The sequence below is a fragment of the Flavobacterium phragmitis genome (genome assembly GCF_900112575.1).
Taxonomy (GTDB): Bacteria; Bacteroidota; Bacteroidia; order Flavobacteriales; family Flavobacteriaceae; genus Flavobacterium; species Flavobacterium phragmitis.
This window is the reverse complement of the sequence record NZ_FOMH01000011.1, coordinates 151,065-176,465: the sequence shown is the minus strand read 5'-3', so window position 1 is coordinate 176,465 and position 25,401 is coordinate 151,065. Positions and strand designations below refer to the sequence as shown.

The window sequence follows — 25,401 nt, the reverse complement described above, 5'->3', positions numbered from 1 at the left end:
AATGAAAAAAATACTTATTACTGGTGGTGCTGGTTTTATTGGATCGCATGTAGTAAGACGCTTTGTGAATAAATATCCAGAGTATAAAATATTTAATCTGGATGCATTAACCTATGCAGGTAATTTGGAGAATATAAAAGATATTGAAAATCAACCAAACTACACATTTATTAAGGGGGATATAGTAAATGAATCTTTTATTAATGAACTTTTTTCAACCCATAATTTTGATGGGGTGATACATTTAGCAGCAGAATCACATGTCGATCGTTCTATTGAAAATCCGTTAGCATTTGTAATGACAAATGTCATTGGAACAATGAATTTATTGAATGTCGCTAAAAATCAATGGAAAGACAATTTTGAAGGAAAAAGATTTTATCATATTAGCACCGATGAAGTCTATGGTTCATTAGGAGCTGATGGTTTATTTACAGAGACAACTTCATATAATCCAAATTCTCCATATTCAGCATCTAAAGCAAGTTCTGATCACTTTGTCAGAGCTTATGGCGAGACTTATGGATTGCCTTACGTACTGACTAATTGTTCAAACAATTATGGCTCCTATCATTTCCCAGAGAAATTAATTCCGCTTTTCATAAATAATATTATAAATAATAAACCACTGCCTGTCTATGGAGATGGAAATTATACAAGAGACTGGCTTTTTGTGGAAGACCATGCTATTGCTATAGATTTAGTTTTTCATGAAGGAAAAAATCATGAAACTTATAATATTGGTGGATTTAACGAATGGAAAAATATCGACTTAGTTAAATTGTTATGCAGCATATTGGATGAAAAACTAGGCAGAGAAAAAAGCACTTCGGAAAAATTAATTACTTATGTAAAAGATAGGCCAGGTCATGATTTACGTTATGCCATTGATGCTTCAAAAATTAACAAAGAGTTAGGTTGGAAACCTTCAGTTACCTTCGAAGAAGGATTGGAGAAAACTATAAACTGGTATTTAAATAATCAAGAATGGCTTGAAAATGTCACTTCTGGATCTTATAAAGACTACTATAAAAAACAATACTCTTAAACAATATTTACTTATACTTTCTTCAAGATTAAAATAAAATTAACATGAAAAAAATAATACACGTTCTTACCTTATTTTTAACGTTATTCATTTCTTTTAATACAAATGCACAAGATATTCTTAAGTCAAAAGATTTAAGTACTATTAAGGTAGATTATTTGTCGGATGATGATTTAGCTAAAATTAGTGCACAATTAAAAAGTAATAATGCTACGCTTGACCAAGTTGAATCTATGGCTATTTCTAAGGGAATGAGTCAAAATGAGTTTAATAAACTAAAAGTGAAATTGGCTGAATACGAAAAGAAGAATTCTAAAGAAAGTAAAGAAAAGGATAGTAAGGTAAAGAAAACGGATACTGATTCAGAATTTGGAAGGAAACAAGAAAAGATTAAAAATGAAAAGGTTAAAGATTCAGCAAATGCTTTAATTTTTGGTTCTGAATTGTTTGATAATCCAACACTAAACTTTGAACCAGATTTAAAACTTGCTACTCCAATGAATTATGTTTTAGGACCAGGAGATGAGTTGCAAGTGAGTGTCTACGGAGTTCAAGAATATAATGCAAGTATACCTGTTAGTGTTGAAGGAAAAGTTACAATCGATTATGTAGGGCAGATAGCCGTGTCTGGAATGTCAATTGAAGCAGCATCACAAAAAATAAAAGCAGCAATTGCAAGGGTATACAGCACAGTTCGTTCTGGCCAGTCTCAGGTAAGTGTAAGTTTAAGCCAAATAAGAACAATTAAAATTACAATTGTTGGAGGTAAACAACCAGGTAATTATTCCATTTCATCTTTGGCAACAGTTTATAATGCATTACACTTAGCAGGAGGACCAGGTAAAAATGGTAGTTACAGAAATATAGAGTTGATTAGAAACAATAAAGTATATAAAAATATTGATATCTACAGGTTTTTAGTAAAAGGGGACCAATCAGATAATGTTGGCTTAAAAGAAAATGATGTAATCAGAATTCCTGCCTATACTCAAAGAGTTACTGTTGAAGGAGAAGTAAAACGTCCAGGTATTTTTGAAATGAAAAAAGGAGAGAAATTCTCTGATTTATTAAATTTTGCTTCTGGATTTAATGAATTTGCTTATACGGCATCAGTAAATGTGGTGCAAAAAACTGGAAAAGAATTTAAAGTTCACGATATAAATGAAGGTGAATATAATTCTTATCAGCCTCAGTCAGGTGATGTGTTTAGAATTACTAAGATTTTAAATCGTTTTGAAAATCGTATTAAAATCGAGGGAGCAGTTTTTAGACCTGATTATTATTCATTTACTGAAGGAATGCGAGTTTCTGATCTTATAACAAGAGCGGAAGGATTAAAAGAAGATGCTTATAGTAAAAGAGCAAGGATTATTCGTTTAAAGACAGATTTGACTACTGAAATTGTTAATGTTGATCTTGGTGCAGCTTTATCAGGTGATTTAAATGCCGATGTAGAATTGAAAAGAGAGGATATCATTACTGTTTATTCAATTTTAGATTTTAGAGAAGAATATGTCGTAACTATTGATGGAGAAGTAAAAAATCCTGGAGAGTACGAATATTTTGAAAATTTGACACTTAATGATTTAGTTGTGCAGGTTGGAGGTTTAACCGGCTCTGCATCAAAAAGAGTTGAAATTGCAAGAATGATTAAATCCGATGCTATTGATGATGCGGATCCAAAACGTATTGAATTAATTGAGCTTGAAATTACAGCGGATAATAATGAACAGATTAAAAATTTTGTTTTAAAACCTTTCGATGTAATTAATATTCGTCGTATGGCTGTTTATGAAAAACCTCAGATGGTTACCGTAAGTGGTGCAGTCGGTTATCCGGGTAAATATGTTTTAGCTAACAAAAAAGAGACTGTATATAATGTCGTAATGAGAGCGGGGGGATTAACTTCAATTGCTAATTTGGATGGTATGAAAATTAAAAGGCCAATTAAAGAAGAGCAAATAGAAACATTAGAAAGGATAGATTTAAATATATCTAAGAATGACACTTTAAAAGGTAAACTGGCAAAAAAACTAAAGGAAGATTTAAAATTTGCGACTATTCCTGTAAACTGGGAAAAAATAGTGAAAGATAAAAATCATTTTTCTAATGTTACGCTGTTTCCAGGAGATGAAATTGAAGTAGCTGTTTATAACGAAGGGGTTAAAGTAACTGGAAATGTTTTGTTGACTTCAGAAATTCCATATAGAAATGGTAAAGGATTTAAATATTATTTAAATGCAGTAGGTGGGGTTGATAATAAAGGCTGGAAAAGAAAGGCATATATAATATATCCAAATGGGAAAGCAGATGTAACAACTTCATTTTTGTTTTTTAGATCTTACCCAAAAGTAGAACCTGATTCACAAATCGTTGTTCCAGAAAAACCAGAAAGAAAGAAAATGACTGCTGGTGAATGGGTTGGTATCGGAAGTGTGATTTCTAGTCTAGCGTTATTAATCGTTACTGCATTTAAATAAATTAATATTTTAGAATGGAAAATCGTTTGACTCTAAATAATGAAGAGATATCTTTAAAAGAAATAATTGAAAAAATTAAATGTTGGTTTTCTTATATTTTTTCTTTTTGGAAAGTACTTTTTTTTAGTGGATTTATAGGAGCCGTTTTAGGCTTGACATATTCTATAATGGATAAACCAATTTATACCGCAAGTTTGTCATTTGCTATGGAAGATGAAAAAGCCGGTGGGGGTATAGGTGGAGCTTTAGGGTTAGCAAGTTCTTTCGGTTTTGATCTAGGAGGAAGTGGAGGAGGGATGTTTACCGAATCTAATTTGGCAGAATTATTTAAATCTCGTAGCATGGTAGAAGCAAGTTTATTGAGGCCTGTTAATAATGTAGATGGAAAAACAATTTCACTAGCAGAAATGTACATCCAAAATAATAAATGGAGAGATAAGTGGAAGGATAATCCGAAATTTCGAACTATAACTTTTTTACCTGGATCCGACAGAAAAAAATTTACTAGAGAACAGGATAGTATTATTGGGATAATTTATTTAAAGTTATCCAAAGGAGCTTTAACTGTTGGACAAAAGGATAAAAAAGTTAGTATTACAAGTATTGATGTTTCTTCTACCAATGAATCTTTCTCTAAGCTTTTTTGTGAAGCTTTGGCGGAGCAAGTTGGAAACTTTTATGTTGAAACTAAAAGTAAAAAAGCTAGAATGAACATGGCTATTTTGGAACACCAAGTTGACTCCGTTAGAGGAGAACTGAATTCTGCAATTACTGGTGTTGCAGTTGCAAATGATAATACTTTTAATTTAAATCCTGCGCTAAATGTTAGACGAACACCTTCAGCGAGGAGGCAAGTAGATGTACAAGCTAATACGGCTATCTTGACCGAGCTAGTTAAACAATCTGAATTAGCTAAAGTTACTTTACGAAAAGAAACACCATTAATTCAAGTGATTGATCGCCCAATATTACCATTGAAAGTAGAAAAATTTGGCAAACTTAAAGGAATAGTTACAGGTGGTTTCTTATTTGTTTTTTTAGTTGTTTTATTTTTAAGTTTTAAGAATCTTTTTAAAGAAGTTTAATTTTTTTAAGACTATTTTTTAAGACTATTTTTAGAGTGAGTTTTTTTAGAGCCTAATACTACAAGTCTATAATTCGTGTCTTGATTTTTTATGAGTGATTTATAATGTGTATAATTAGGAATGGAAGGAGCTAATAGAGTTATTTTTAATACATTTTTATTGTATTCTAAAGCAGCTCTAACAATATTTATTTCTCTTTTTTCTACTAGGATAGTACTAAATGTCCTGGGAGCTAATGATTTTGGATTGTTAAATTTGATTGGAGGTTTAGTAGTTATGCTTTCTTTTTTGAATTCAACAATGGCTGCTGCAACTCAGAGATTTATTTCCTTTAATAAAGGAACAGATTCTTTAGAACGAGTAAAAAAAATATTCGCAAATAGTTTTATTCTCCATCTAGGGATTTCTCTTATTGTTTTGTTGTTGCTGGAAACAGTGGGTATTTATTTCTTAAGTAATAATTTGAAAATTCCCGGTGAAAAGATTCACGATGCTACAATATTATTTCATTTTGTTGTAATTACTACTTTTATAACAATTATTTCTGTTCCTTATGATGCTATTTTGAATGCAAATGAGAATATGTTATTCTTGTCAATAATAAATGTATTAGAAAGTATTTTTAAATTATTGGCTGCCCTACTTATAGTTTACCTAGATAATAATAAGCTTTTGTTTTATGGTTTTTCTCTTTTAATTATAACCTTTATCATTATGTTGGTTAAAGTCATATATATAAAGAGAAAGTATCAAGAAGCGACTGTAAATTTAAAAGAAGAATATGATAAAGAAACAATTAAAGAACTTACCTATTTTGCATCTTGGAATTTAGTTGGAGTTTTAAGCTATTTAGGTAGGACAGAAGGACTAATTATACTTTTTAACGTTTTTTTCGGAGTTTTGATTAATGCAGCTTATGCAATATCAATTCAGGTAACATCACAAATCAATATATTAAGTACAATGATGTTTCAGGCTATAAATCCTCAGATTGTTAAAAGTGAAGGAGCAGCAAATAGAGAAAGAATGATTTCATTGGTAATGGCATCATCAAAATTTGGATTTTTTCTCCTTTCAATAATCGCCATACCCGTAATATTTGAAATAAAAAGAATTTTAGGATTATGGTTAGTAGATGTGCCGAATTATACGGAAGAGATATGCATATATGTTTTAATTGCGCTAATGATAAATCAGCTTACATCAGGTATAGATAGCGCAATGCATGCATCAGGAAATATTAAGAATTATATGCTTTTAGTTGGTTTCTTTAAATTAGCAATTCTTCCTGCAGGATATCTTTTGTTAAAAATGGGATTCAATTTAGATGCCGTATTCTATATGTATATATTTTTTGAAATTATAGGAGGAATAGCTAGATTATTTATTTTAAAATTTCAGTTAGGCATTTCAATAAGAATATATTGGGAGAGTGTTATTCTCAAAGTCTTCCCATATTTAACTTTGGTTATCTCGATTGATTTTATATTTGTTACTTTATTTCAATCTAATTTTAGGTTTATTATTACCTTATTTTTATCTACAAGTACTTCTTTTTTTTCAATTTATTATTTTTCACTTAGTCAAGAAGAAAGACATTTTTTAAAAAACTTGGTAATAAAGTTAAAATCTAAAATTATTGTATAATGTCAAGATTAATAGCAATGTTTAAGAATATTTTCCAAATCCAGTTCAAATATTTATTTCATTGGTCTTTGGTCAGAATTAATAAAAATTCAAATTTTCATATTGCAAAAGGTGTTAAAATTAGTAACTCAAAAATATTTGTGACAAAAGGTTCTAGTTTAAGTATTGGAGAAAATACAATTATCAAGAATACTCATTTATACGTTAATGGTAATGTAACGATTGGAAACAATAATATCATTGATAATGGGTACATGAATTCGAAATTAGACTTTAACATTGATGGAGATTTTAATCTAGGTAACTATAATCGTATCCGTTCTAAAATCTGGTTAAGATTTAATGGGAAATTAGAAATAAGAGATCGTAACAATATTAATGAGGAAACAGAAATTAGATGTGACGAGAACATATTTATTGGAAGCTACAATCAGATTTCTTATAAATGTTCAATCTGGGATACTAATACGCACAATATTTATAATGATGCCAAAAGAAGAGAGTTAACGGATAATTTTTTCCCAATTTTTGGCTATGAATTTGAAAAGCCTAGAACAAAAGCTGTGCACATTGGAGATGATTGCTGGATATCAAAAGATGTTGCTATATTGAAAGGTGTCATAATAAATAATTCAAGTGTTATTGGATATAGAGCAACATTATCAAATTGTGAAGTTTTATCAAACAAAGTTGTAGTTCAAAAAATTGAAAACTCTTTTCATGATAGAGAATAATAGTTTATAAAAAATTAAAGTTTTTTTAAAGTAAACATCTAATCATAGTTTTATTAAAATATGAAAGATATAAATAACAAGCCTAGAATTACATTCGGAATGATCGTTTTAAATGGAGAACCATTTATATCGTACAATTTACGTTCATTATATCCTTTTGCACATGAGATAATAGTTGTCGAAGGCGCATGCCCTTCAGCGTCAAAAGTTGCGACAGAAAAAGGACATTCACTTGACGGTACCTTAGAAGCTTTACATGAATTTAAAAGAAAAGAAGACCCTGACAACAAGCTATTAATTATTACAGCTGAAAGTCTTGGAAATGAAGATGGATTTTGGAATGAAAAATCTGAAATGTCTCAAGCTTATGCAAATAGAGCAACAGGGAATTATTTGTGGCAAATAGATTCAGACGAATTCTACAGAGCAGAAGATATGGATAAGGTTATAGATTTTCTTGTTAAGAATCCTACAGTAACTGAAGTCTCTTTTAGAACGAAGACTTTTTGGGGTGGACTTAATTATAATGTTGATGGTATTCTTTTAAAACTTGGAGATCAAGATTTTCATAGACTTTTTGCTTGGGGTGAAGGATATAAGTATGTAACACATCGACCTCCAACCGTTAATAATAAAGAAGGTGTTAATTTATTAAATATACATTCTGTTAAAGCTCAAGAAATGATGAAACTTGGAGTGTTTATGTACCACTACGAATATCTATTTCCGCATCAGGTTAGAAACAAAGCTGAATATTATTCTAATGCGCCACATTGTAAAGGGCTACGTCCGGAATCAAGCTGGGCTGAGGAATGTTATATGAAATTAGGAAAACCTTATCGAGTGCACAATATTTACAAGTGGATTAGCTGGCTAGAAAAGTATAAAGGTAAACATCCTCAACAAGTTGTGAATTTAATTGAAGATATCAAAAAAGGAAATAGAAAAATTGAACTTCGTAATACTGAAGATATTGAAATTCTTTTAAAAAATTATTGGTACAAATTAGGCAAATTATATTTTAAAGGGGTATTCCCTATTTACAAGCTTACTGAGAATGCTAAACTTAAAATTCGCGATTTATTGTTAGATACCTTTTTATGGGTTTATATACAAAAAATACGGGGAAAACAATTGTAAAAATATAATTTAAATTTAGCAGAATTATTTTATAAATGAATTACAATAAGATTATTTTTATTGGCTGTTTTAATATTGAATTTAGTTCTAATGACGCTAATTCTCCTGCAGCAAATCAAGTACAAGTCGAAATAATTGATAGTATTAGTAAAGTCTTTCCTGAATCTATTGTAAAAGTTTCAGCAAATAAACCTAAAAGAACTTGGCCATTCTCGAGTTTTTTACAACCTTCTGAAAGGATTGGTAAATACAAATTTCAAGGATATTTTAATATTGTTTTTTTACGTGATATTAGTATATATTTTAAACATTTTTTGATGATATTGAATTTTAAACCTAATATCATTTTTAAATACAATACTACACTTTTCGAATCTTTATTTTTATATTTAGTAAAATTAATCTTTAAAACCAAAATTGTATTATTTATACAAGACGTTTCCTATCAAGATAAGAGTTCAAACTTTTTGAATAGATATTTAGAAATCTTAGGATTGAAAATAGCTTCTGATTTTGATGTTCTTGTTCCTATCACAAAAGATTTCGTATCTGATTTTGGTTTTCAAAATGAAAAATGTGTTGTTTTTCAAGGAGGACTTACCTCACAGGCAAAAAAACTTATGTCAAGTGAGATTAATTTTGAAGCAGTAAATGAAAGTAGATTTTTGGTTTTTGCTGGAGCTCTTGAAGAATACAATGGAATAAAAGATATAGTTGATTATTGGGTTAAAAATACACCAGATTTTGATTTACATATTTATGGAAAAGGACCTTTTGAAGAATATGTCAAAGGATGTGCGGCAAAAGTTAGTACCATAAAATATTTTGGCTTTGCTGATGAATGTAAAATTGTGTCAGAACAGCTTTTAGCGTATGGCAATTTTTGTTTTAGAAATTCAAAAGGTATTAACCAAAAATATTTTTTTCCTTCCAAACTTTATAATGTATTGGCATCTCCAGGTAGAGCATTGGTTAATGATTTTGATAATTTTCCATCAGGTATTAAAGAAAAATGTTATTTGCTTGATGAAGATTTAAATAATTTCGATACTGTAATGTCTGTAAATTGTAAAATAGATATTTCTTCTAATCATGACGATAGAAGAGATTGGCTTAGAAAATACGCAAACTGGTCATTTGCAATTGAAGAGGTTAAAAAACTCTTGAAGTAATTTTAATATGAATTTACGAGAACTCTCTATTGGTAAGGATAAACTTAAAACTCTTTTAGGTTATTTTATTCTAATAGATTTATTATTACTTCCTTATTTTCAATTGGTTATTATGCCAATTAGTTTGCCTATTGTATTTTTTCTTTTTATTTCCAACGACATTAAAATAAAGAATGATCTCGATTTTAAACTTATTATAGCTTTTTCATTTGGTGTTTTAATATCTGTGATTTTTTCCCTTTTAGCTAGAGATTATCAAGCTTTTTTTAAGGACAATTTAAAATATGCTATTCAATTAATTAGTAGTTTTTTGTTTTTATTTTATTTTAAAAGTTTAAATGATTTAGAAAGTAAAAAAGTGATCTGGATTCTTCATGTTTTTTTTGTCATTATGCTTGGATTTGTTGTCTTATTCATGTCCGATCCTTTTGGAACAATTGAGTTTATTAAGAATTTTTACGGAAAGACAACAGTGGCGGAAGAAGATTTTATGTATGATTTTAGATTTGCATATTTGTTTTCGGATCCAAATTCTGCAGCATATTTTGTTTTGATGATTTATGGTTATCTATTGCATAATTTTTATAGTTCAAAAAAAATGTTGTTAATTTCGATAATTACTTTAGTAATTACATTGTTGACTCAAAGTAACGGAGCATTAGGAGCATTTCTTTTTATGTCAATCATTTTTGGACTAAAAAAATTTAAGGAAAATTTAAATTTTAAATATGTAATCATTGCATCAATTTTTATTTTATTTTTAATAATATCAATTGCTTACTTGATAGATAATAGACAAGATTACATTTTGGTGGAAAGTGTATACAACAGGACCTTTAATGCTACTGAACGTGTAGATGGAGGTGGAGGTAGATTCCATCACTGGCAAAATCTTTTTGTGATGTATCCATTACCATTTGGTAGAGGTCATACACTTTTTGTTGATGGTTCATTAAAACCTCCTCATTCTGACTTTTTTGGATTGCTATATAGATATGGTTTTGTTTCCTTAACTTTTTATTTGATATTTTTCCTTAAACATTTTCGTGCTAATTTATTTATTTATATTCCTGCAATAACTTGCTTTGCAATAAATGAATTATTGGCAGATCAAAAACTCTTTAGTATATTTTTAATCTTAATTGTGTTAAACGAGAAATTTAAAATAAAATATAATGCCCAAGTTATTACAAATTAGTATAGAAGTAAATAGTGGATCGGTAGGTAGAATTGCTCATCAAATAGGTGATACAGTCTTGGCGAATGGTTGGTCTAGTTTTATAACTTACGCAAGAAATAATAATCCAACTAATTCGGAGGTGGTGAGAATTGGTTCTGGTTTAGATGTTTATTGTAGTGCATTAAAAACTAGAATATTTGATAATGATGGTTTCAATTCTAAAAATGCTACCAAAAGCCTTACAAAAACGATTGAAAAAATAAAACCCGATATAATCCATTTGCATCATTTGCACGGTTATTTTGTTAATATTGAAATTTTGTTTAATTATATTAAAAAACAAGATATACCAGTTGTATGGACTTTCCATGATTGTTGGTCTTTTACTGGACATTGTGCATATTTTGATTTTGTAAATTGCAACAAGTGGAAAACTGAATGTCATACTTGTGAACAAAAAAAAGAATATCCTAAAAGTCTATTTATTGATCGATCAAATCAGAATTTTATAAAAAAAAAGAAAATTTTTACTTCCATTAAAAAAATGACCATTGTTTCAGTTTCGAAGTGGTTAGATGAAAAAGTCAATGAATCTTTTTTAAAAGATGTTAATACTAGAGTAATTTATAACGGTGTTGATTTAGAACGTTTTTATCCTAAAAATTCTAGAGATAGAATAGATCAATTATATAATGTTGAAGGAAAGTATTTGTTGCTTGGTGTAGCTTCAACTTGGGATAGCAGAAAAGGGCTTTTAGATTTTATAGCCCTTAGTAAAACCTTAGACAAATCATTTGTTATAATCCTTATCGGATTAAGTAAAACTCAGCTTAAATTACTTCCTGAAAATATTATTGGAATTGAAAGGACGGAGAGTCAGGATGAGTTATGTGAACTTTATTCGGCATCAGACTTATTTTTAAATCTTTCGGTTGAAGAAACATTTGGTTTAACTACAGCTGAGGCCTTGGCTTGCGGTGTTCCGACAGTAGTATATAATGCAACAGCTTGTCCAGAATTAATTACTAAAGAGACAGGGTACATTATTGAAAAAGGTAATATAGTTGAATTAAATAAAGTTATTGAAGAGGCTAAAAAATTAGGTAAATCTTATTTTACAAATGAATGTAGGAAGAGAGCTGTTTCTCTATTCGATAAAAATGAACGATTTATGGAGTATTATAATCTATATAATGAAATTTTAAATAAAAATGAAAAACAATAGAACTTATCAAATATGTACAAAAACAATTATGGATACCTCAGATCCAAATATTGTTTTTAATGAAAATGGAGAGAGCGATTATTATTTAAATTTCAAGCAAAATATTGAACCGGTCTGGCATACAGATGATAGGGGATATAAGGAGCTAATGATAATGGCAGAAAAGATTAAGAAAGAAGGAAAAGGGAAAAATTTTGATTGCATAATTGGATTAAGTGGAGGATTAGATAGTTCTTATGTAGCCTATGTAGCTAAAGAAGTAATGGGATTAAGACCTTTACTTTTTCATGTCGATGCAGGATGGAATACTGATAAAGCTGTTGGTAATATCGAGAAGTTAGTTAATGGACTGAATACGGATTTATATACAGACGTTATCAACTGGGAAGAAATGAAGGATTTGCAAAGAGCATTTTTTAAAGCACAAATCGCAGATCAAGATATGCCACAAGATATAGCTTTCTTTTCTGGATTATACAAGTTTGCAAAAAAGAACAAGGTAAAATATGTATTAACAGGAGGTAATTTTAGTACAGAGTGCTGTAGAGAGCCTGAAGAATGGGGAGCATATCCTGGAATTGATAAAACTCTTATTAGGGATATATATAGTAAATTTGGTAATAAAAAACTAAAAACTTTTCCAATAGTAGATATAATACAGTATAAACTGTATTATAAATATGTTTTAGGAATGGAGGTATTTAAACCCTTAAATCTAGTTCCCTACATAAAGAAAGATGTTGAAGAGTTATTATTTAACAAATTTGGTTGGGAAAAGTTTCAACATAAGCACCACGAATCTAGATTTACAAGGTTCTATGAGGACTACTGGATGCCAAGAAAGTTCGGCTATGAAAAGAGAAGAGCCCACTTTTCAAGTTTAATTTTAACTAATCAAATGACGAGAGAAGAGGCATTAGAAAGGATTTCTAAACCTGAACTAGATGAGTTTACACTTCAAAAAGAATTTGATTATGTTGCAGAAAAGCTTGATTTTACCAAAGAAGAATTGCAAGAGATTTTCGAAGGAGAAAATAAAACTTTTTATGATTATAAAAATAAAAGATCTTTAATAGGCTTGGGAGCAACTGTCATGCGTAAATTTGGATTGGAAAAAAGATTATTCAGATAAATGATAACATTAATTGATTACGGAGTAGGTAATATTAATGCTTTTTTAAATGTTTATAAAAGAGTTAATGTTCCAATTAAAGTCGCTAAGACAGTAAATGATCTTAAAGATACCAAAAAAATTATTTTACCTGGTGTAGGTCATTTTGATCATGCAATAGCAGAATTAATTAAATCTGGAATGCGTGAAAAACTTGATGAATTAGTATTGCAGCAAAAAGTCCCGGTTATTGGTATTTGTGTCGGAATGCAAATGATGGCTAATTCAAGTGAGGAAGGAAAAAGGCAAGGACTAGGCTGGATTGATGCTTCGGTTAAAAAATTTGATGAAATGAAAATAAAGCAAGTCACTAGATTGCCACATATGGGCTGGAATGACGTTAATCCCGTAATGATCAATCCGTTATTTGAAGGCTTACAAAAAGATGCTCTTTTTTATTTTTTGCATTCCTATTATTTTGAGTGTAATAATAATTCTGATATTTTAGCAGTCTCTGATTATGGGGGAGAATTTACATGTGCCGCTAATCACGATAATGTATATGGAATTCAGTTTCATCCAGAGAAAAGTCATCATTATGGAGAAATCCTATTACACAATTTTGCAAAATTATAAAAATGCTTAGACCTAGAATAATTCCAAGTCTTTTGATTCATGACAATGGTTTAGTAAAGACAGTAAACTTTAAAAATCCTAAATATGTCGGGGATCCAATAAATGCGGTTAAGATTTTTAATGAAAAGAAAGTTGACGAATTAAGTATATTTGATATCGACGCAACTGTCTTAGGAAAAGAACCAAACTATAGTTTAATAGAAAGGCTTGCTAGTCAATCTATGATGCCACTGTGTTATGGAGGGGGAGTTAAAACCTTAGAACAAGCACAAAGAATATTTAGTTTAGGTATTGAAAAAATTGCATTAAGCTCTGCAGTTTTACAGACCCCCAAATTGATTACCGAGATTTCAGAACGAGTTGGGGCACAGAGCGTAATTGTGGTTCTGGATATTAAAAAAAAGGTATTTGGTGGATACGAGGTTTGTACTCATAATGGGAGAAAAGCTACAGGAATTAATCCTTTTAAATTTGTAGAAGAAGCCCAAAAATTAGGTGCAGGTGAAATAGTCATAAATTCTATTGATAAGGATGGACAAATGAAAGGGTATGATTTAGACTTGATTGACAAGATGAGAGAAAAAACAACTTTGCCTATGACTGTTTTGGGAGGGGCAGGTTCTTTAGGTGATATTGAAAAAATTATCGACAAACACGGTGTTATTGGTGTAGCAGCTGGTAGCCTTTTTGTTTTTAAGGGACCATATAAAGCTGTTCTGATAAATTATCCAACTCAATTGGAAAAAAATAAAATTTTCAAAATAAAATAAAAAATGAAAATACAAAATAAAGTATTGTTAATAACAGGAGGTACGGGTTCATTTGGTCATGCAGTTTTAAATCGTTTTTTAAATACAGAGCATTTTAAAGAAATCAGAATTTTTTCTCGTGATGAAAAGAAACAAGATGACATGAGAAATCAGCTAAAAAATGATAAATTAAAGTTTTATATTGGAGATGTAAGGGATTACAATAGTGTTGAGCGTGCAATGCGAGGTGTAGATTATGTTTTTCATGCCGCAGCTTTGAAACAGGTTCCATCTTGCGAATTTTTTCCTTTAGAAGCTACGAAAACTAACGTTTTTGGCACACAAAACGTAATTGATGCGGCAGCATTTAATAAAGTTAATAAAGTTATTTGTTTGAGTACTGATAAAGCAGCATACCCTATTAATGCAATGGGAATATCAAAAGCCTTAATGGAAAAAGTGGCGGTTGCTGCCTCAAGAAATTTAAAAGATACTACCGTTTGCCTAACTAGATATGGAAATGTTATGGCATCGAGAGGATCTGTAATTCCCTTGTTTTTAAAACAAATTAAGGAAAACAATCCAATTACAATTACAGATCCAAATATGACACGTTTTCTTATGTCTTTAGATGAAGCAGTGGAATTAGTTTTGTTTGCTTTTGAAAATGGTAACTCTGGAGATTTATTTGTTAATAAAGCCCCAGCAGGTACTATTGGAGATTTAGCTCAAGCATTAAAAGAATTATGTAATGCAGACAATGAAGTTAAAATAATAGGAACTCGTCATGGAGAGAAACTATATGAAACTTTATGTACAAGAGAAGAAATGGTTAAAGCTGAAGATATGGGTGAGTTTTACCGAATTCCCGCAGATAATCGTGATTTAAATTATGCTCAATATTTTTCTGAAGGAGAAGAAGATGTTTCTCTAATAGAAGATTATCATTCCCATAATACTGAACAGCAAGATGTCGAAGGAATGAAGAAACTTTTATCTTCATTACCTCTTATTAGAAAAGAAGTTTTCGGTGAGGATGTAGTTCAAATGCCTGGTTAATTTTTATGAGACCTAAAATTATAGAAGGCAAACGTCATTCCGATCATAGGGGGACTCTGTTTTATAACAATGATTTTGATGTTTCTGAAGTCAAAAGAATATATGTTATCGAGAATGAAAATAATGAGGTTTTAAGACGTTGGCAAGGGCATAAAGTCGAACAAAGATGGTTTTCAGCAATAAAAGGAAAAGTTAAAATTGAGCTTATCAAAATAGATAACTGGAATAAACCATCTCATAAATTAAAATCTATTTCGTTTGTAATTGACGATAAAGAATTAAAAATATTATATGTTCCCGCAGGTTATGTGAGTAGTATTCAGTCAATTGAAGATGGATCCAAATTGCTAGTAATGGCAGATTATTTATTGGGAGAAATCAATGATGATTATAAATTTGAGAGTAATTATTTTGAGAGATAATGGTTTTTCTAAGATTTATAGTGATTTAAAATGTTTTGATAAATCTAAGCAAATTGTTTATGATATTAAAAATGAGTAATAATTTTAAGGTTATAGTTTTTGTAAAAATTGCTCTGCTTTTTTTGTTTTCATCAGCATATAATGACGCATTATTTCAGCCCTTTTTGAAAGCTTTTATTGATAATAAGTTTGTTAACCCATGGCAATTTTATTTTGAGCATAACTTGAATTTAGATTCATTTCCGTATCATTCTTTTATGCTTTTAGTTTTAACACCATTTTCTTATTTAAGTGCATTATTAAATATAGGAATGATTTTTAAAATGCCTCTGTTTTTAGCGGATTTGGGGATTTTATATCTATTGCTTAAATTTTTCCCATCCAAATCAAACAGAGTTTACATTTTTTATTTTCTTAATCCTATTGTAATATATTCTATTTATATTCATGCTCAGTTAGATATAATTCCAACGGCTTTACTATTATATAGTATTTATTTATTGACTTTAAACAAAAACCGATATTCAGCAATCATATTAGGTCTTGCATTGGCAACAAAATTTCATATCATTATTGCATTACCTTTAATACTTTTTTATCTGCATAAAACAAATAAAATATTGGAGATATATAAATATTTTGCAATATCGTTAAGTGTATTCTTATTTTTAGATCTCCCTTTTTTATTTTCGGAAGGATTTATGCAGATGGTCCTTTTGAATCCGAAACAATCATTGATTTTTAACTCATTTTATCATATTGGAGCTGTTAAAATTTTACTGCCTATAGCTTCAATTTTATTGGTTTATTTTCATTTCTATAATCAAAATAAAATTAATCACGATTTACTTTATTTTTATTTCGGACTTCTTTTTACCGCGGTAATATTTTTTATTTACCCTGGTCCAGCTTGGTATGTCTGGATGATTCCTTTTGTAGCAATCTATTTTGTTCAAAATAAAAATAAAGAAAAAAGCTTATTACTTTATTCTGCATTCTCTCTAACATATTTAATCTTTTTTCTTTTTTTTCATAAAAGTGAGTACGCAGATGTTTTGTTTTTAGGGAGAGTAATAAATTTAAAAATTGAGAATGAAAACATGGCTAACATTGCTTTTACATTTTTAGAAGTAATTCTTGCCGCTATTATTTATGCTTTCTATAAATACGGAATTAAAAGTAATTCAATATATAATAAACATCTGAATTTAGTAATTGGTATTGGAGGCGATAGTGGAGTAGGAAAAACTACACTTGTGAATAATCTTCAAAGTATTTTAGGGGATAAATTGCTTCAAATAGAAGGAGATGGAGAACATAAGTGGGAAAGAGGTGATGAAAACTGGAAAAAATTTACACATCTTGACCCAAAGGCTAATCACATTCATAAGCAATCCGATGCGATATATGGTTTAAAACATAATCAAACAATTTACAGATGTGAGTATGAGCACAGTTCGGGAAAATTTACAGAACCAAAGAAAGTTTTGCCTAAAGAATTTATTGTTATTGCAGGATTGCATCCTTTTTATTTGCCGAAACTTAGAAAAAATATAGATCTTAAAATTTATATTGATACCGATGAAACTTTGAGAAGGCATTGGAAGATTATTAGAGATATTAAGAAACGTGGCTATAGTCATGAAAAAATAATAGAACAGATTGAAAATAGAATGACCGATGCTGAAAAGTATATATATCCTCAAAAAGAATTCGCAGATATGGTTATAAACTATTTTAGTATAAATGAATATACTATAGGTCAGGAAGGAGAAGCTATAAATTTGGGACTTAAAATAACGTTTGATGCTAATATTCCAATTGAAGACATATTAAATAACTTAGATTGTTCTTTTGAATGGGATTATAATTATGACCTAAAAACTCAATTTATTAAATTAAATGAAGTTCCAAATACAAGTTTTGAGAAAGTAGCATTCCAGTGTATTGAAAATCTTGACGAGATAGTTTCTTATAATTGTAAGTGGGAATTTGGATATGAAGGATTTATACAATTGCTGACTTTAAAGATGATAAGTGAACAATTAAAACTAGAAAATAGATGAAATTTAAGGGAATTCTTTTAGATATCGATAATACATTATATCATTACGATACAGCTCACAATTATGCGAAGAATAAAGTAATAGAATATTGTTCAGAAACTTTAAATTTTAACGAAATCGACATAAAAGAAGCTTATGAGAATGCAAGGAGACAAGTAAATATAGAGCTTGCCGAAACAGCAGCTTCTCATAATAGATTATTATATTTTCAAAAAACATTAGAATCGCTACAGGTTAATCCCTTAAAACATAGCTTTGATATTTACAATATTTATTGGGATAACTTTCTCGAAGAAATTCAGCCATACGAAGGGATATATGATTTTCTAGAAAAATACAAAGGGAATATTTGTTTAGTAACGGATTTAACAGCTCATATTCAATATCGAAAGATTAAACAGTTGCAATTAGATAAATATTGTAATCATATTGTGACTAGTGAAGAGGCTGGAAGAGAAAAACCACATCCATATATGTTTATGGTTGGATTAAAAAAACTGCAATTACAACCCAATGATGTTTGCATGATTGGTGATAACTTCAAGAAAGATATTTTCGGTGCAACTAATTTAGGAATCAAATCCATTTGGCTAAATGAAAGCAATAATATAGAAGATTTTGATAAAAGTATGGTTTTAGAGGCAAAAACCTTTAAAGAAATTTTAGATTTGGTATGAAAGAGATAAAAGAATTAGTTGAAATTTCAAAATACGCTGGTGAACGATTCGATTTAACACAAGCTGGTGGAGGTAATAGCTCTGTAAAATTTGACAATGGAGAGATGATTATAAAATCCTCTGGGCTTTCTCTAAGTGATGTTACTGAAAAATCAGGTTACTCGACAGTAATTACTAAAAAAGTTTCAGATATTTTAAATAATGAAACTATTATTAATAGTAAGGATAAAAGAGAAAGAGAAAATATTACTTCATTATTAATAAAAGAGGCAACTATTGATAATAATAACAGACCTTCGATAGAAACTCTGCTTCATTCATTATTACTTAAATATACATTACACACGCATGCAGTTGTTACTAATGTAATATTAGCGAAAGAAAATTGTTTGTCAATATTGAATGATATTTTTGAAAATGATTTAATAGTTTTTGTAGAATATCAAACTCCAGGTGTGGAGTTGGCTATTGTTTTAGAGCAAGAGCTTAAAAAGTTAGATAAAATTCCTAATATTATTTTTTTACAAAATCATGGTTTAATAATTACATCTGATGCGAAAGAAGATATTAAAAAACTTACCGAATATGTTTTAGATAAAATTGAAAATTATCTAAATGTAGATATGTCCCATTATAAGGTGACAAATAAAATAACTAATTTACTTAATAGTGTAAATGATAAAAGTACAAGTACGAGTATATCTTATTTATGTCAAGATATATTTTTAAATAAGCAACTGAAATTAAACGAAAAGTTATTTTTTGAATCTGCATTTTGCCCAGATTCTTTTGTATACTGCGGAGTTAATGCAGTTAAAATAAACTCCCTAAACGATTCAAAAAGCATTGAGGATTATAAAAATAAATATCACGAATGGCCCAAAGTGATTTTATATGACCATAAAATATTTTTTATTAGCTCTAATGTTAAGAAAGCAAGAGAAATAGAAGACGTTTTTAAATTTCATATAACAGTCTTGGTGAATAGTAATATCGAAACAATTAACTTTTTAGAAGAAGATGAATTATTTTATCTTTCTAACTGGGAGGCAGAGAAATTTAGACAAAAAATATAAATTAATTTACATCAAATAAACATGCATATAATTGTACCAATGTCAGGAATTGGCAACAGATTTATAGAAGCAGGATATTCTACACCAAAACCTTTAATAGAAATCGATGGCAAACCTATCATAGAACATGTTTGCGATTTGTTTCCTGGCGAAGAGAAATTTACATTCATTTGTAATGCAAAGCATTTAAAAGAAACCAATATGCGTGAAATACTATTGGATATAAGACCAAATGCTAATATTGTTGAAATTCCAAATCATAAAAAAGGGCCAGTTTATGCAGTCCATTTAATAGAGCATTTAATCGAAGATGATGAGGAGGTTATTGTAAATTATTGTGATTTTGGAACTTATTGGGATTATAAAGATTTTCTAATACATACCAGAAGTAGAGATGCAGATGGTGCATTACCATCATATAAAAGATTTCATCCACATATGCTTGGTACAACTAATTATGCATTTATGCGAGATGAAAAACAATGGATGTTGGAAATAAAAGAAAAAGATCCATTTACAGATGATAGAATGAATGAGTATGCCTCAAATGGAACATACTACTTTAAAAAAGGAAGTTACGTAAAAAAATATTTTAATGAGTTGATGGCTAAGAATATAAATTTAAACGGAGAATTTTATGTTTCGTTGATTTATAATCTTATGGTTAATGACGAATTAAAAGTATCTATATATGATATTCAGCATATGTTACAATGGGGAACTCCTCAAGATGTAGAAGAATATAATAGTTGGTCCAAATATTTCAGAAATGCTTGCAATGAAACACTGAAAAGTACGCCGTTGAAAAACAGTGTGACTCTGATTCCTTTAGCAGGAAGAGGTAGTAGATTTGTGTCTGCTGGTTATGTTGATCCAAAGCCACTAATAAAAGTGGGGGGCAAACCAATGATTATCCAGGCGGCAAATTCTTTACCCAATAGCGAAAAGCATGTTTTTGTAACATTAAAAGAACATTTGGATAATTATCCATTAGAAAGAACTCTAAGAGATCAATTTTCGGAATGTGAAATCATTGCTATTGATGAAGTTACAGAAGGGCAAGCTATAACTTGCAGCATAGGTTTAAAACATGTACTAGAAGATTCATCTTTATTAATAGCCGCAACTGATAATGGTATGATCTATAATAGAGAGAAATATCAGGAATTAATGAAGGATGAAAATGTAGATGCAATTATATTTACATTCAGACATCATATTTCGAGTAAAATTAATCCACAAATGTATGGATGGGTAAATACAGATGAAGTTAATAATGCCACAGGTGTATCTGTAAAAATACCAATTTCAGACAATCCTTATAACGATCATGCTATTGTTGGAGCATTTTACTTCAAAAAAGTGGCCTTTTTTAATGAAGCTTTAAAAAACTTATTAGATAAAAATATTCGAATTAACGGAGAATATTATGTCGATAGTTTAATGGGGGAACTTATAAGTATGGGATACAAAGTTAAAGTTTTTGAAATAGACGACTATATCTGTTGGGGAACTCCGAATGACTACGAAACATTTGTATACTGGCAGAGTTTCTTTCATAAAGCGTCTTGGCATCCATATCGTCTGGAAAAAGATATTACAATTGAAAGGACAGAATTGGAAACACTAGACAAAAAATACAATACTTTCCAACAGGAGTATTTATGAACACAATAAAGAAAGAACTGTTAAGATTTTTAGTAGCAGGATTTAGCGCCGTGTTTGTAGACTTGAGTACTTACTATTTGCTTTTAAAACTCCTCCAACATAATAGTGCTAAAGCAATTTCATTTATTTTAGGCACTATAGTAGCATATATAATAAACAAATATTGGACTTTTGAGAAAAAAGAAAAATCATATGTAGAAATTTTGCGATTTGTAATATTGTATAGTATCACACTAGGCGCAAATGTATTAGTTAATAAATATGTATTAAATAATACTAACGTAATTGTTGTTGCTTTTTTGGCAGCAACAGCGACAAGTACAGTACTCAATTTTATTGGGCAAAAATTTTGGGTTTTTAAATGAGAAGAGATTTAAGATTAGATACATTAAAAGGTTTTTTAATGGTATGGGTAGTTTATGGACATATTCCATTTAATCTTTTTTTTATCGAAAAAAGTAATTTTTTTACAGCCTTAACTTCGTGTATATATTTTTTTCATATGCCTCTTTTCTTTGCGCTTTCTGTTCTATTTATAAAGAGTGACTATAAATGGTTGGTTAAAAGAGTAGCGTTGATTTTATTACCGTATGTTTTTTGGTTTTTTTATGAAAACAGGTTTTTGTTTTTAGAAAATTATCAACTTTTTTTTGAAAAAATCATTATCGGTAATTGGAATTCTATAAAATCTATTCTTTGGTTTCTACCAGCACTTTTGTCGTTAAATACTTTCTTTTTTGTGTTTAATCTATCATCCAGATCATTTAAAATTATTTTATTAGCAATTTCTATATTAACGTTCTGTTTTTCTAGTGAGATAGCATTAATTCATAATAAAGTTCCTTTCGGAATTGATGTAGCTTTCTATCTCTTTCTTTTAATTTTTTTAATTAAATATATTTATGAAAACGAAAGAATAATTGAAAGTATAAATTTTTCATTAATACTATTGATGATTTTCGGTTCAATTGCAATCCTGTTTTATTTTGAACCAATTAAAACCATTACGCAATTTCACTCTAGAATCGACTTAGCACAATTTTCAGTTCCTGCTACTCTAGTAGGCTATATTTCTTTTTTAATTCTGAATATTTCAATTTTTATTTTGTTTTTGAAATTGAATTATAACAAGCAGTTAGCTTATATTGGTTTTTATTCATTCCCAATTTTTTTGATGCACGTAATTATCTTATATAAAATTCCGGAATTGCTTCAATTTGATAATCTTATTTTAAATATAATATTTTTATTAATAACTTTTGTTTTGTCAATTGGAGTACCAATTATTTTGTCTAAGTTATTGATGAGAGTAAGTGATAAGTTTAAATTTATAGGATTAATAAAATAAAGTATGAAAAAAAATATTGCACTGTTATCCATCGTTTTCCTTGCATTGTTGTATATCAATTATAGAAACTTAAATATTGGTTTTTTAAGTAACTATAGTATTGATGAATATGCTTTTCATGGAAGTTTATTAAACATGTATGATGGATTAATGACATTTGATATTAAAAAGTTATTTTCATTTAGTTTTTATAGTTATGGATTTAGTTTTTTCTTTTTAAATTTATTAGCAGCTAGTCCATTTATTGCTTCCGGAAATACAGAAATGGCTATATATATTCCAAGAGTAATAACTGCCCTTTTTGCTGTAGGCTCTGCATGGTACATTTATAAGATAGCAAGAATGTACATAGATGAATATTCGTCTATTTTGATTTCTTTCATTCTCTTTACAATGCCAGGATTCTGGAAAAACGCAATGTGGTTTCATCCAGATTGGATGATGACTTTTTTTAGTGTTTTGGCAATCTATTTTTTGGCTAAGGACAACTGGAATTTTAAAAAATATTTTTGGTGGTCTAGTGTTTCTTTTGGAATTTCTATTGCTACAAAAATTCAAGCAATCACTTTTTTACCTGTCGTATTTATTTTTATTTTTTATGATAATATCACACATCGATATTTAAAAGATATCTTTTTTAAAATAAAATTACTTTTTAAATATATAGGTATATCAATTGCATTATTTGTTTTGACAAATCCATATTTAATACATCCAACAGGGTTCAAAGCGTTCATTAGTTCTTTTATCGTAAATATGAAATCTAATGCCACAAATCATGGATTGAATGTAAAAGTATCTATTAGCAGCAAAATATATAATGCGATTGATGTTTATTATCTCAATTATATATTGTTTTATTTTCTTATTCTACTCTCCTTATCTTTGGTGATTTTTCTTTTTAATAGAGAAAAAAAGAAATCAATGTTTCCAATTCTAGGGTGCTATTTTTGCATAAACATTGTTTATCTATTTTTAATGGTTAATAAAGACTGGCAGCATTATTATTTATCCATATTTACAATTGCACCGTTACTTTTAATATCATTACTTTTAAAATTTGATAAATACAAATATGTTTACTTAGCAACTATAATTTCGCTTCAAATAATTTCTCACATATCAAATTATAAATTTGAATTGTCAACAGGGTTCCATCAAAAGAGAGCATTATCATTAGTAAAACAAAAAGAAATAAGTAATATTTTATTAAAAGAACTGAGCGGGCAAACAAGCAATAAAACGAATATTTTAATAAGTTCTTATCAGCCGTTTGATTATAAAAAACTGGGTTTGAGCTATGAAAATATTAATGTCCTCTATGAGCCAATTGATTTAAGTATGATTAATTTAGATGCGTTTTTGGAAAAATCAGTGACAAAAGACTCCACAAATTTTAAAAAGATGGATTTAGTAATTTTATCAAAGCAGGATATTTATTTTGACGACCAAAAAATAAAATCTGGTAAATATTCTAAGTCACTTGAGATAATTGAAAATTTTAATAAAAACGGTGATTTAGGGTATGAAAAATTCGCTGACAACAAGTATTTTTATATATGGAAGAAAGTAAAATAAAATTATCTATTATTATACCATGCTACAACGAAGAGAAAAACATTTCTCTAATTTTAAATAAGTTTAATGAAGTAATCAAAACTAATGAGATTGAGGTTATTCTTGTAAACAACGGATCTTTAGATAACAGTGAAGCTGTATTTGCAGAGTTAGTTCCGAATTATAATTTTGCAAGAGTTGTTAAAGTTGAAATTAACCAAGGCTACGGATATGGTATTACTTCTGGATTAAGAGAAGCTAAAAGTGATTTTATTGGATATACTCATGCAGATATGCAAACAGATCCAGCAGATGTTATAAAAGCATTTGATATAATTAAAAATGCCACAAATCCAAAAAATACTTATGTGAAAGGCGATCGGAAAAAACGTAAGTTTTTAGATCAATTCTTTACTACCGGTATGAGTATTTTTGAAACAATATATTTAAGAACAAGTTTGTGGGATATAAATGCTCAACCAAACGTATTTCATCGAAGTTTTTTTGAGAATTTAGAAAATATTCCTAAAGATTTCTCTCTTGATTTATATCTTCTTTATATGGCAAGGAGAAAAGGGCTTGACGTAATTCGTATTGATGTTTTTTTTCCTCCAAGGATTCACGGAGAATCAAGTTGGAATACAGGTTTAGCTTCTAAATGGAAGTTTATAAAAAGAACAATGGATTTTAGTGTTAAGTTAAAAAAAGAATTGTAATGGAATTTATCTCACATAGAGTAAATACAGTCGAAGAGTTGAGGAAAGTGCCAAAAAATTATGGTGTAGAACTTGATTTAAGAGATTATGGACAACGTCTAATTCTTCAGCATGATCCTTTTACTGATGGAGAAGATTTTGAAGGCTATCTTAAATATTACGATCATGGGACAATGATATTGAATATAAAAAGTGAGCGTATAGAACATAAAGTTTTAGAACTACTTCAAAAGTATAGCATTCAAAAATATTTTTTTCTTGATAGTTCATTTCCAATGATATATTTATTGTCAAAAATGGGTGAAAAGAACGTGGCCTTGAGATTTTCAGAATTCGAAACCATTGAGACGATTTTAAATTTGAAAGGAAAAGTGGAATGGGTTTGGGTTGATTGTTTTACTAAAATGCCAATAGACGCTAATTCCTTTTTAAAATTGAAAGAGAATGGATTTAAACTTTGTTTAGTTTCTCCAGAGCTTCAAGGACAAGATGAGAAAATAGAAGTTTATAAAAAATATTTGGATGATAATAATATAATTTTTGATGCAATTTGTAGCAAAAGTTATAACGTTTCTAGATGGAATAAGTAATTAAGAAACTGTTGT

General features: G+C 29.0%; 23 protein-coding genes. All 23 read left to right on the top strand.

Translation table 11 applies throughout. The features are described from left to right. The first annotated feature begins 1 nt into the window (after position 1). The 23 genes from rfbB (at position 2) to BM289_RS19235 (ending at position 25,386) form a co-directional block, all read left to right on the top strand. Positions 2–1,048 (top strand): dTDP-glucose 4,6-dehydratase, encoded by a 1,047-nt coding sequence (gene rfbB / locus BM289_RS19345; protein ID WP_091496616.1) that lies wholly within the window; start codon positions 2–4, stop codon positions 1,046–1,048. Positions 1,049–1,092: 44 nt separating this feature from the next. Beyond that, positions 1,093–3,528, top strand: a complete 2,436-nt coding sequence (locus BM289_RS19340) for an SLBB domain-containing protein (RefSeq protein WP_091496614.1) — start codon at positions 1,093–1,095, stop codon at positions 3,526–3,528. Positions 3,529–3,542: 14 nt separating this feature from the next. Beyond that, positions 3,543–4,613, top strand: coding sequence for a lipopolysaccharide biosynthesis protein (locus BM289_RS19335; RefSeq protein WP_091496612.1), 1,071 nt, complete (start codon positions 3,543–3,545; stop codon positions 4,611–4,613). 120 nt (positions 4,614–4,733) lie between these two features. Further along, on the top strand, positions 4,734–6,260 hold the full coding sequence (locus BM289_RS19330; protein ID WP_091496610.1) for an MATE family efflux transporter: 1,527 nt from the start codon (positions 4,734–4,736) through the stop codon (positions 6,258–6,260). Next, entirely contained in the window at positions 6,260–6,994 is a 735-nt protein-coding gene (locus tag BM289_RS19325; RefSeq protein WP_091496608.1) for an acyltransferase, read from the top strand. Before BM289_RS19330 ends, BM289_RS19325 begins: the two co-directional genes overlap by 1 nt. A 60-nt stretch (positions 6,995–7,054) precedes the next feature. Beyond that, complete coding sequence (locus tag BM289_RS19320) at positions 7,055–8,134, top strand: glycosyltransferase family A protein (RefSeq protein ID WP_091496607.1); 1,080 nt, start codon at positions 7,055–7,057, stop codon at positions 8,132–8,134. Between the two features lie 35 nt (positions 8,135–8,169). After that, positions 8,170–9,306 (top strand): glycosyltransferase family protein, encoded by a 1,137-nt coding sequence (locus tag BM289_RS19315; protein ID WP_091496605.1) that lies wholly within the window; start codon positions 8,170–8,172, stop codon positions 9,304–9,306. 7 nt (positions 9,307–9,313) lie between these two features. Next, entirely contained in the window at positions 9,314–10,504 is a 1,191-nt protein-coding gene (locus tag BM289_RS19310; RefSeq protein ID WP_091496604.1) for an O-antigen ligase family protein, read from the top strand. Continuing rightward, a complete protein-coding gene (locus BM289_RS19305; RefSeq protein ID WP_091496602.1) occupies positions 10,482–11,711 on the top strand; it encodes a glycosyltransferase in 1,230 nt (409 codons plus the stop codon). The genes BM289_RS19310 and BM289_RS19305 overlap by 23 nt, the downstream gene beginning before the upstream one ends. Next, entirely contained in the window at positions 11,698–12,843 is a 1,146-nt protein-coding gene (locus BM289_RS19300) for an N-acetyl sugar amidotransferase (RefSeq protein ID WP_091496601.1), read from the top strand. The genes BM289_RS19305 and BM289_RS19300 overlap by 14 nt, the downstream gene beginning before the upstream one ends. Beyond that, a complete protein-coding gene (gene hisH / locus BM289_RS19295) occupies positions 12,844–13,458 on the top strand; it encodes an imidazole glycerol phosphate synthase subunit HisH (RefSeq protein WP_091496599.1) in 615 nt (204 codons plus the stop codon). Positions 13,459–13,460: 2 nt separating this feature from the next. Then, on the top strand, positions 13,461–14,228 hold the full coding sequence (locus tag BM289_RS19290; RefSeq protein ID WP_091496598.1) for an AglZ/HisF2 family acetamidino modification protein: 768 nt from the start codon (positions 13,461–13,463) through the stop codon (positions 14,226–14,228). A 3-nt stretch (positions 14,229–14,231) separates the two neighbouring features. After that, on the top strand, positions 14,232–15,266 hold the full coding sequence (locus BM289_RS19285; protein WP_091496596.1) for a polysaccharide biosynthesis protein: 1,035 nt from the start codon (positions 14,232–14,234) through the stop codon (positions 15,264–15,266). Between the two features lie 5 nt (positions 15,267–15,271). Beyond that, entirely contained in the window at positions 15,272–15,688 is a 417-nt protein-coding gene (locus BM289_RS19280; protein ID WP_091496595.1) for a WxcM-like domain-containing protein, read from the top strand. A 71-nt stretch (positions 15,689–15,759) separates the two neighbouring features. Further along, complete coding sequence (locus BM289_RS19275) at positions 15,760–17,754, top strand: uridine kinase (RefSeq protein WP_167365467.1); 1,995 nt, start codon at positions 15,760–15,762, stop codon at positions 17,752–17,754. Then, positions 17,751–18,431 carry an HAD family hydrolase gene (locus BM289_RS19270; protein ID WP_091496592.1) on the top strand — a complete coding sequence of 227 codons (681 nt, stop codon included), beginning with the start codon at positions 17,751–17,753 and terminating at the stop codon, positions 18,429–18,431. The genes BM289_RS19275 and BM289_RS19270 overlap by 4 nt, the downstream gene beginning before the upstream one ends. After that, the gene (locus BM289_RS19265) at positions 18,428–19,507 is read left to right on the top strand and encodes a class II aldolase/adducin family protein (RefSeq protein WP_091496590.1); all 1,080 of its coding nucleotides are present in this window, start codon (positions 18,428–18,430) and stop codon (positions 19,505–19,507) included. Before BM289_RS19270 ends, BM289_RS19265 begins: the two co-directional genes overlap by 4 nt. 39 nt (positions 19,508–19,546) lie before the next feature. Next, on the top strand, positions 19,547–21,175 hold the full coding sequence (locus BM289_RS19260) for an NTP transferase domain-containing protein (RefSeq protein WP_091496589.1): 1,629 nt from the start codon (positions 19,547–19,549) through the stop codon (positions 21,173–21,175). Then, positions 21,172–21,540 (top strand): GtrA family protein, encoded by a 369-nt coding sequence (locus BM289_RS19255; RefSeq protein WP_091496588.1) that lies wholly within the window; start codon positions 21,172–21,174, stop codon positions 21,538–21,540. Before BM289_RS19260 ends, BM289_RS19255 begins: the two co-directional genes overlap by 4 nt. Further along, positions 21,537–22,523 (top strand): acyltransferase family protein, encoded by a 987-nt coding sequence (locus tag BM289_RS19250; RefSeq protein ID WP_091496586.1) that lies wholly within the window; start codon positions 21,537–21,539, stop codon positions 22,521–22,523. Before BM289_RS19255 ends, BM289_RS19250 begins: the two co-directional genes overlap by 4 nt. Positions 22,524–22,526: 3 nt before the next feature. Continuing rightward, positions 22,527–24,101, top strand: coding sequence for a glycosyltransferase family 39 protein (locus tag BM289_RS19245; protein WP_091496585.1), 1,575 nt, complete (start codon positions 22,527–22,529; stop codon positions 24,099–24,101). Then, positions 24,083–24,796, top strand: coding sequence for a glycosyltransferase family 2 protein (locus BM289_RS19240; RefSeq protein WP_208610270.1), 714 nt, complete (start codon positions 24,083–24,085; stop codon positions 24,794–24,796). The genes BM289_RS19245 and BM289_RS19240 overlap by 19 nt, the downstream gene beginning before the upstream one ends. Then, a complete protein-coding gene (locus BM289_RS19235) occupies positions 24,796–25,386 on the top strand; it encodes a phosphatidylinositol-specific phospholipase C/glycerophosphodiester phosphodiesterase family protein (RefSeq protein ID WP_091496584.1) in 591 nt (196 codons plus the stop codon). The genes BM289_RS19240 and BM289_RS19235 overlap by 1 nt, the downstream gene beginning before the upstream one ends. Positions 25,387–25,401 lie beyond the last annotated feature (15 nt).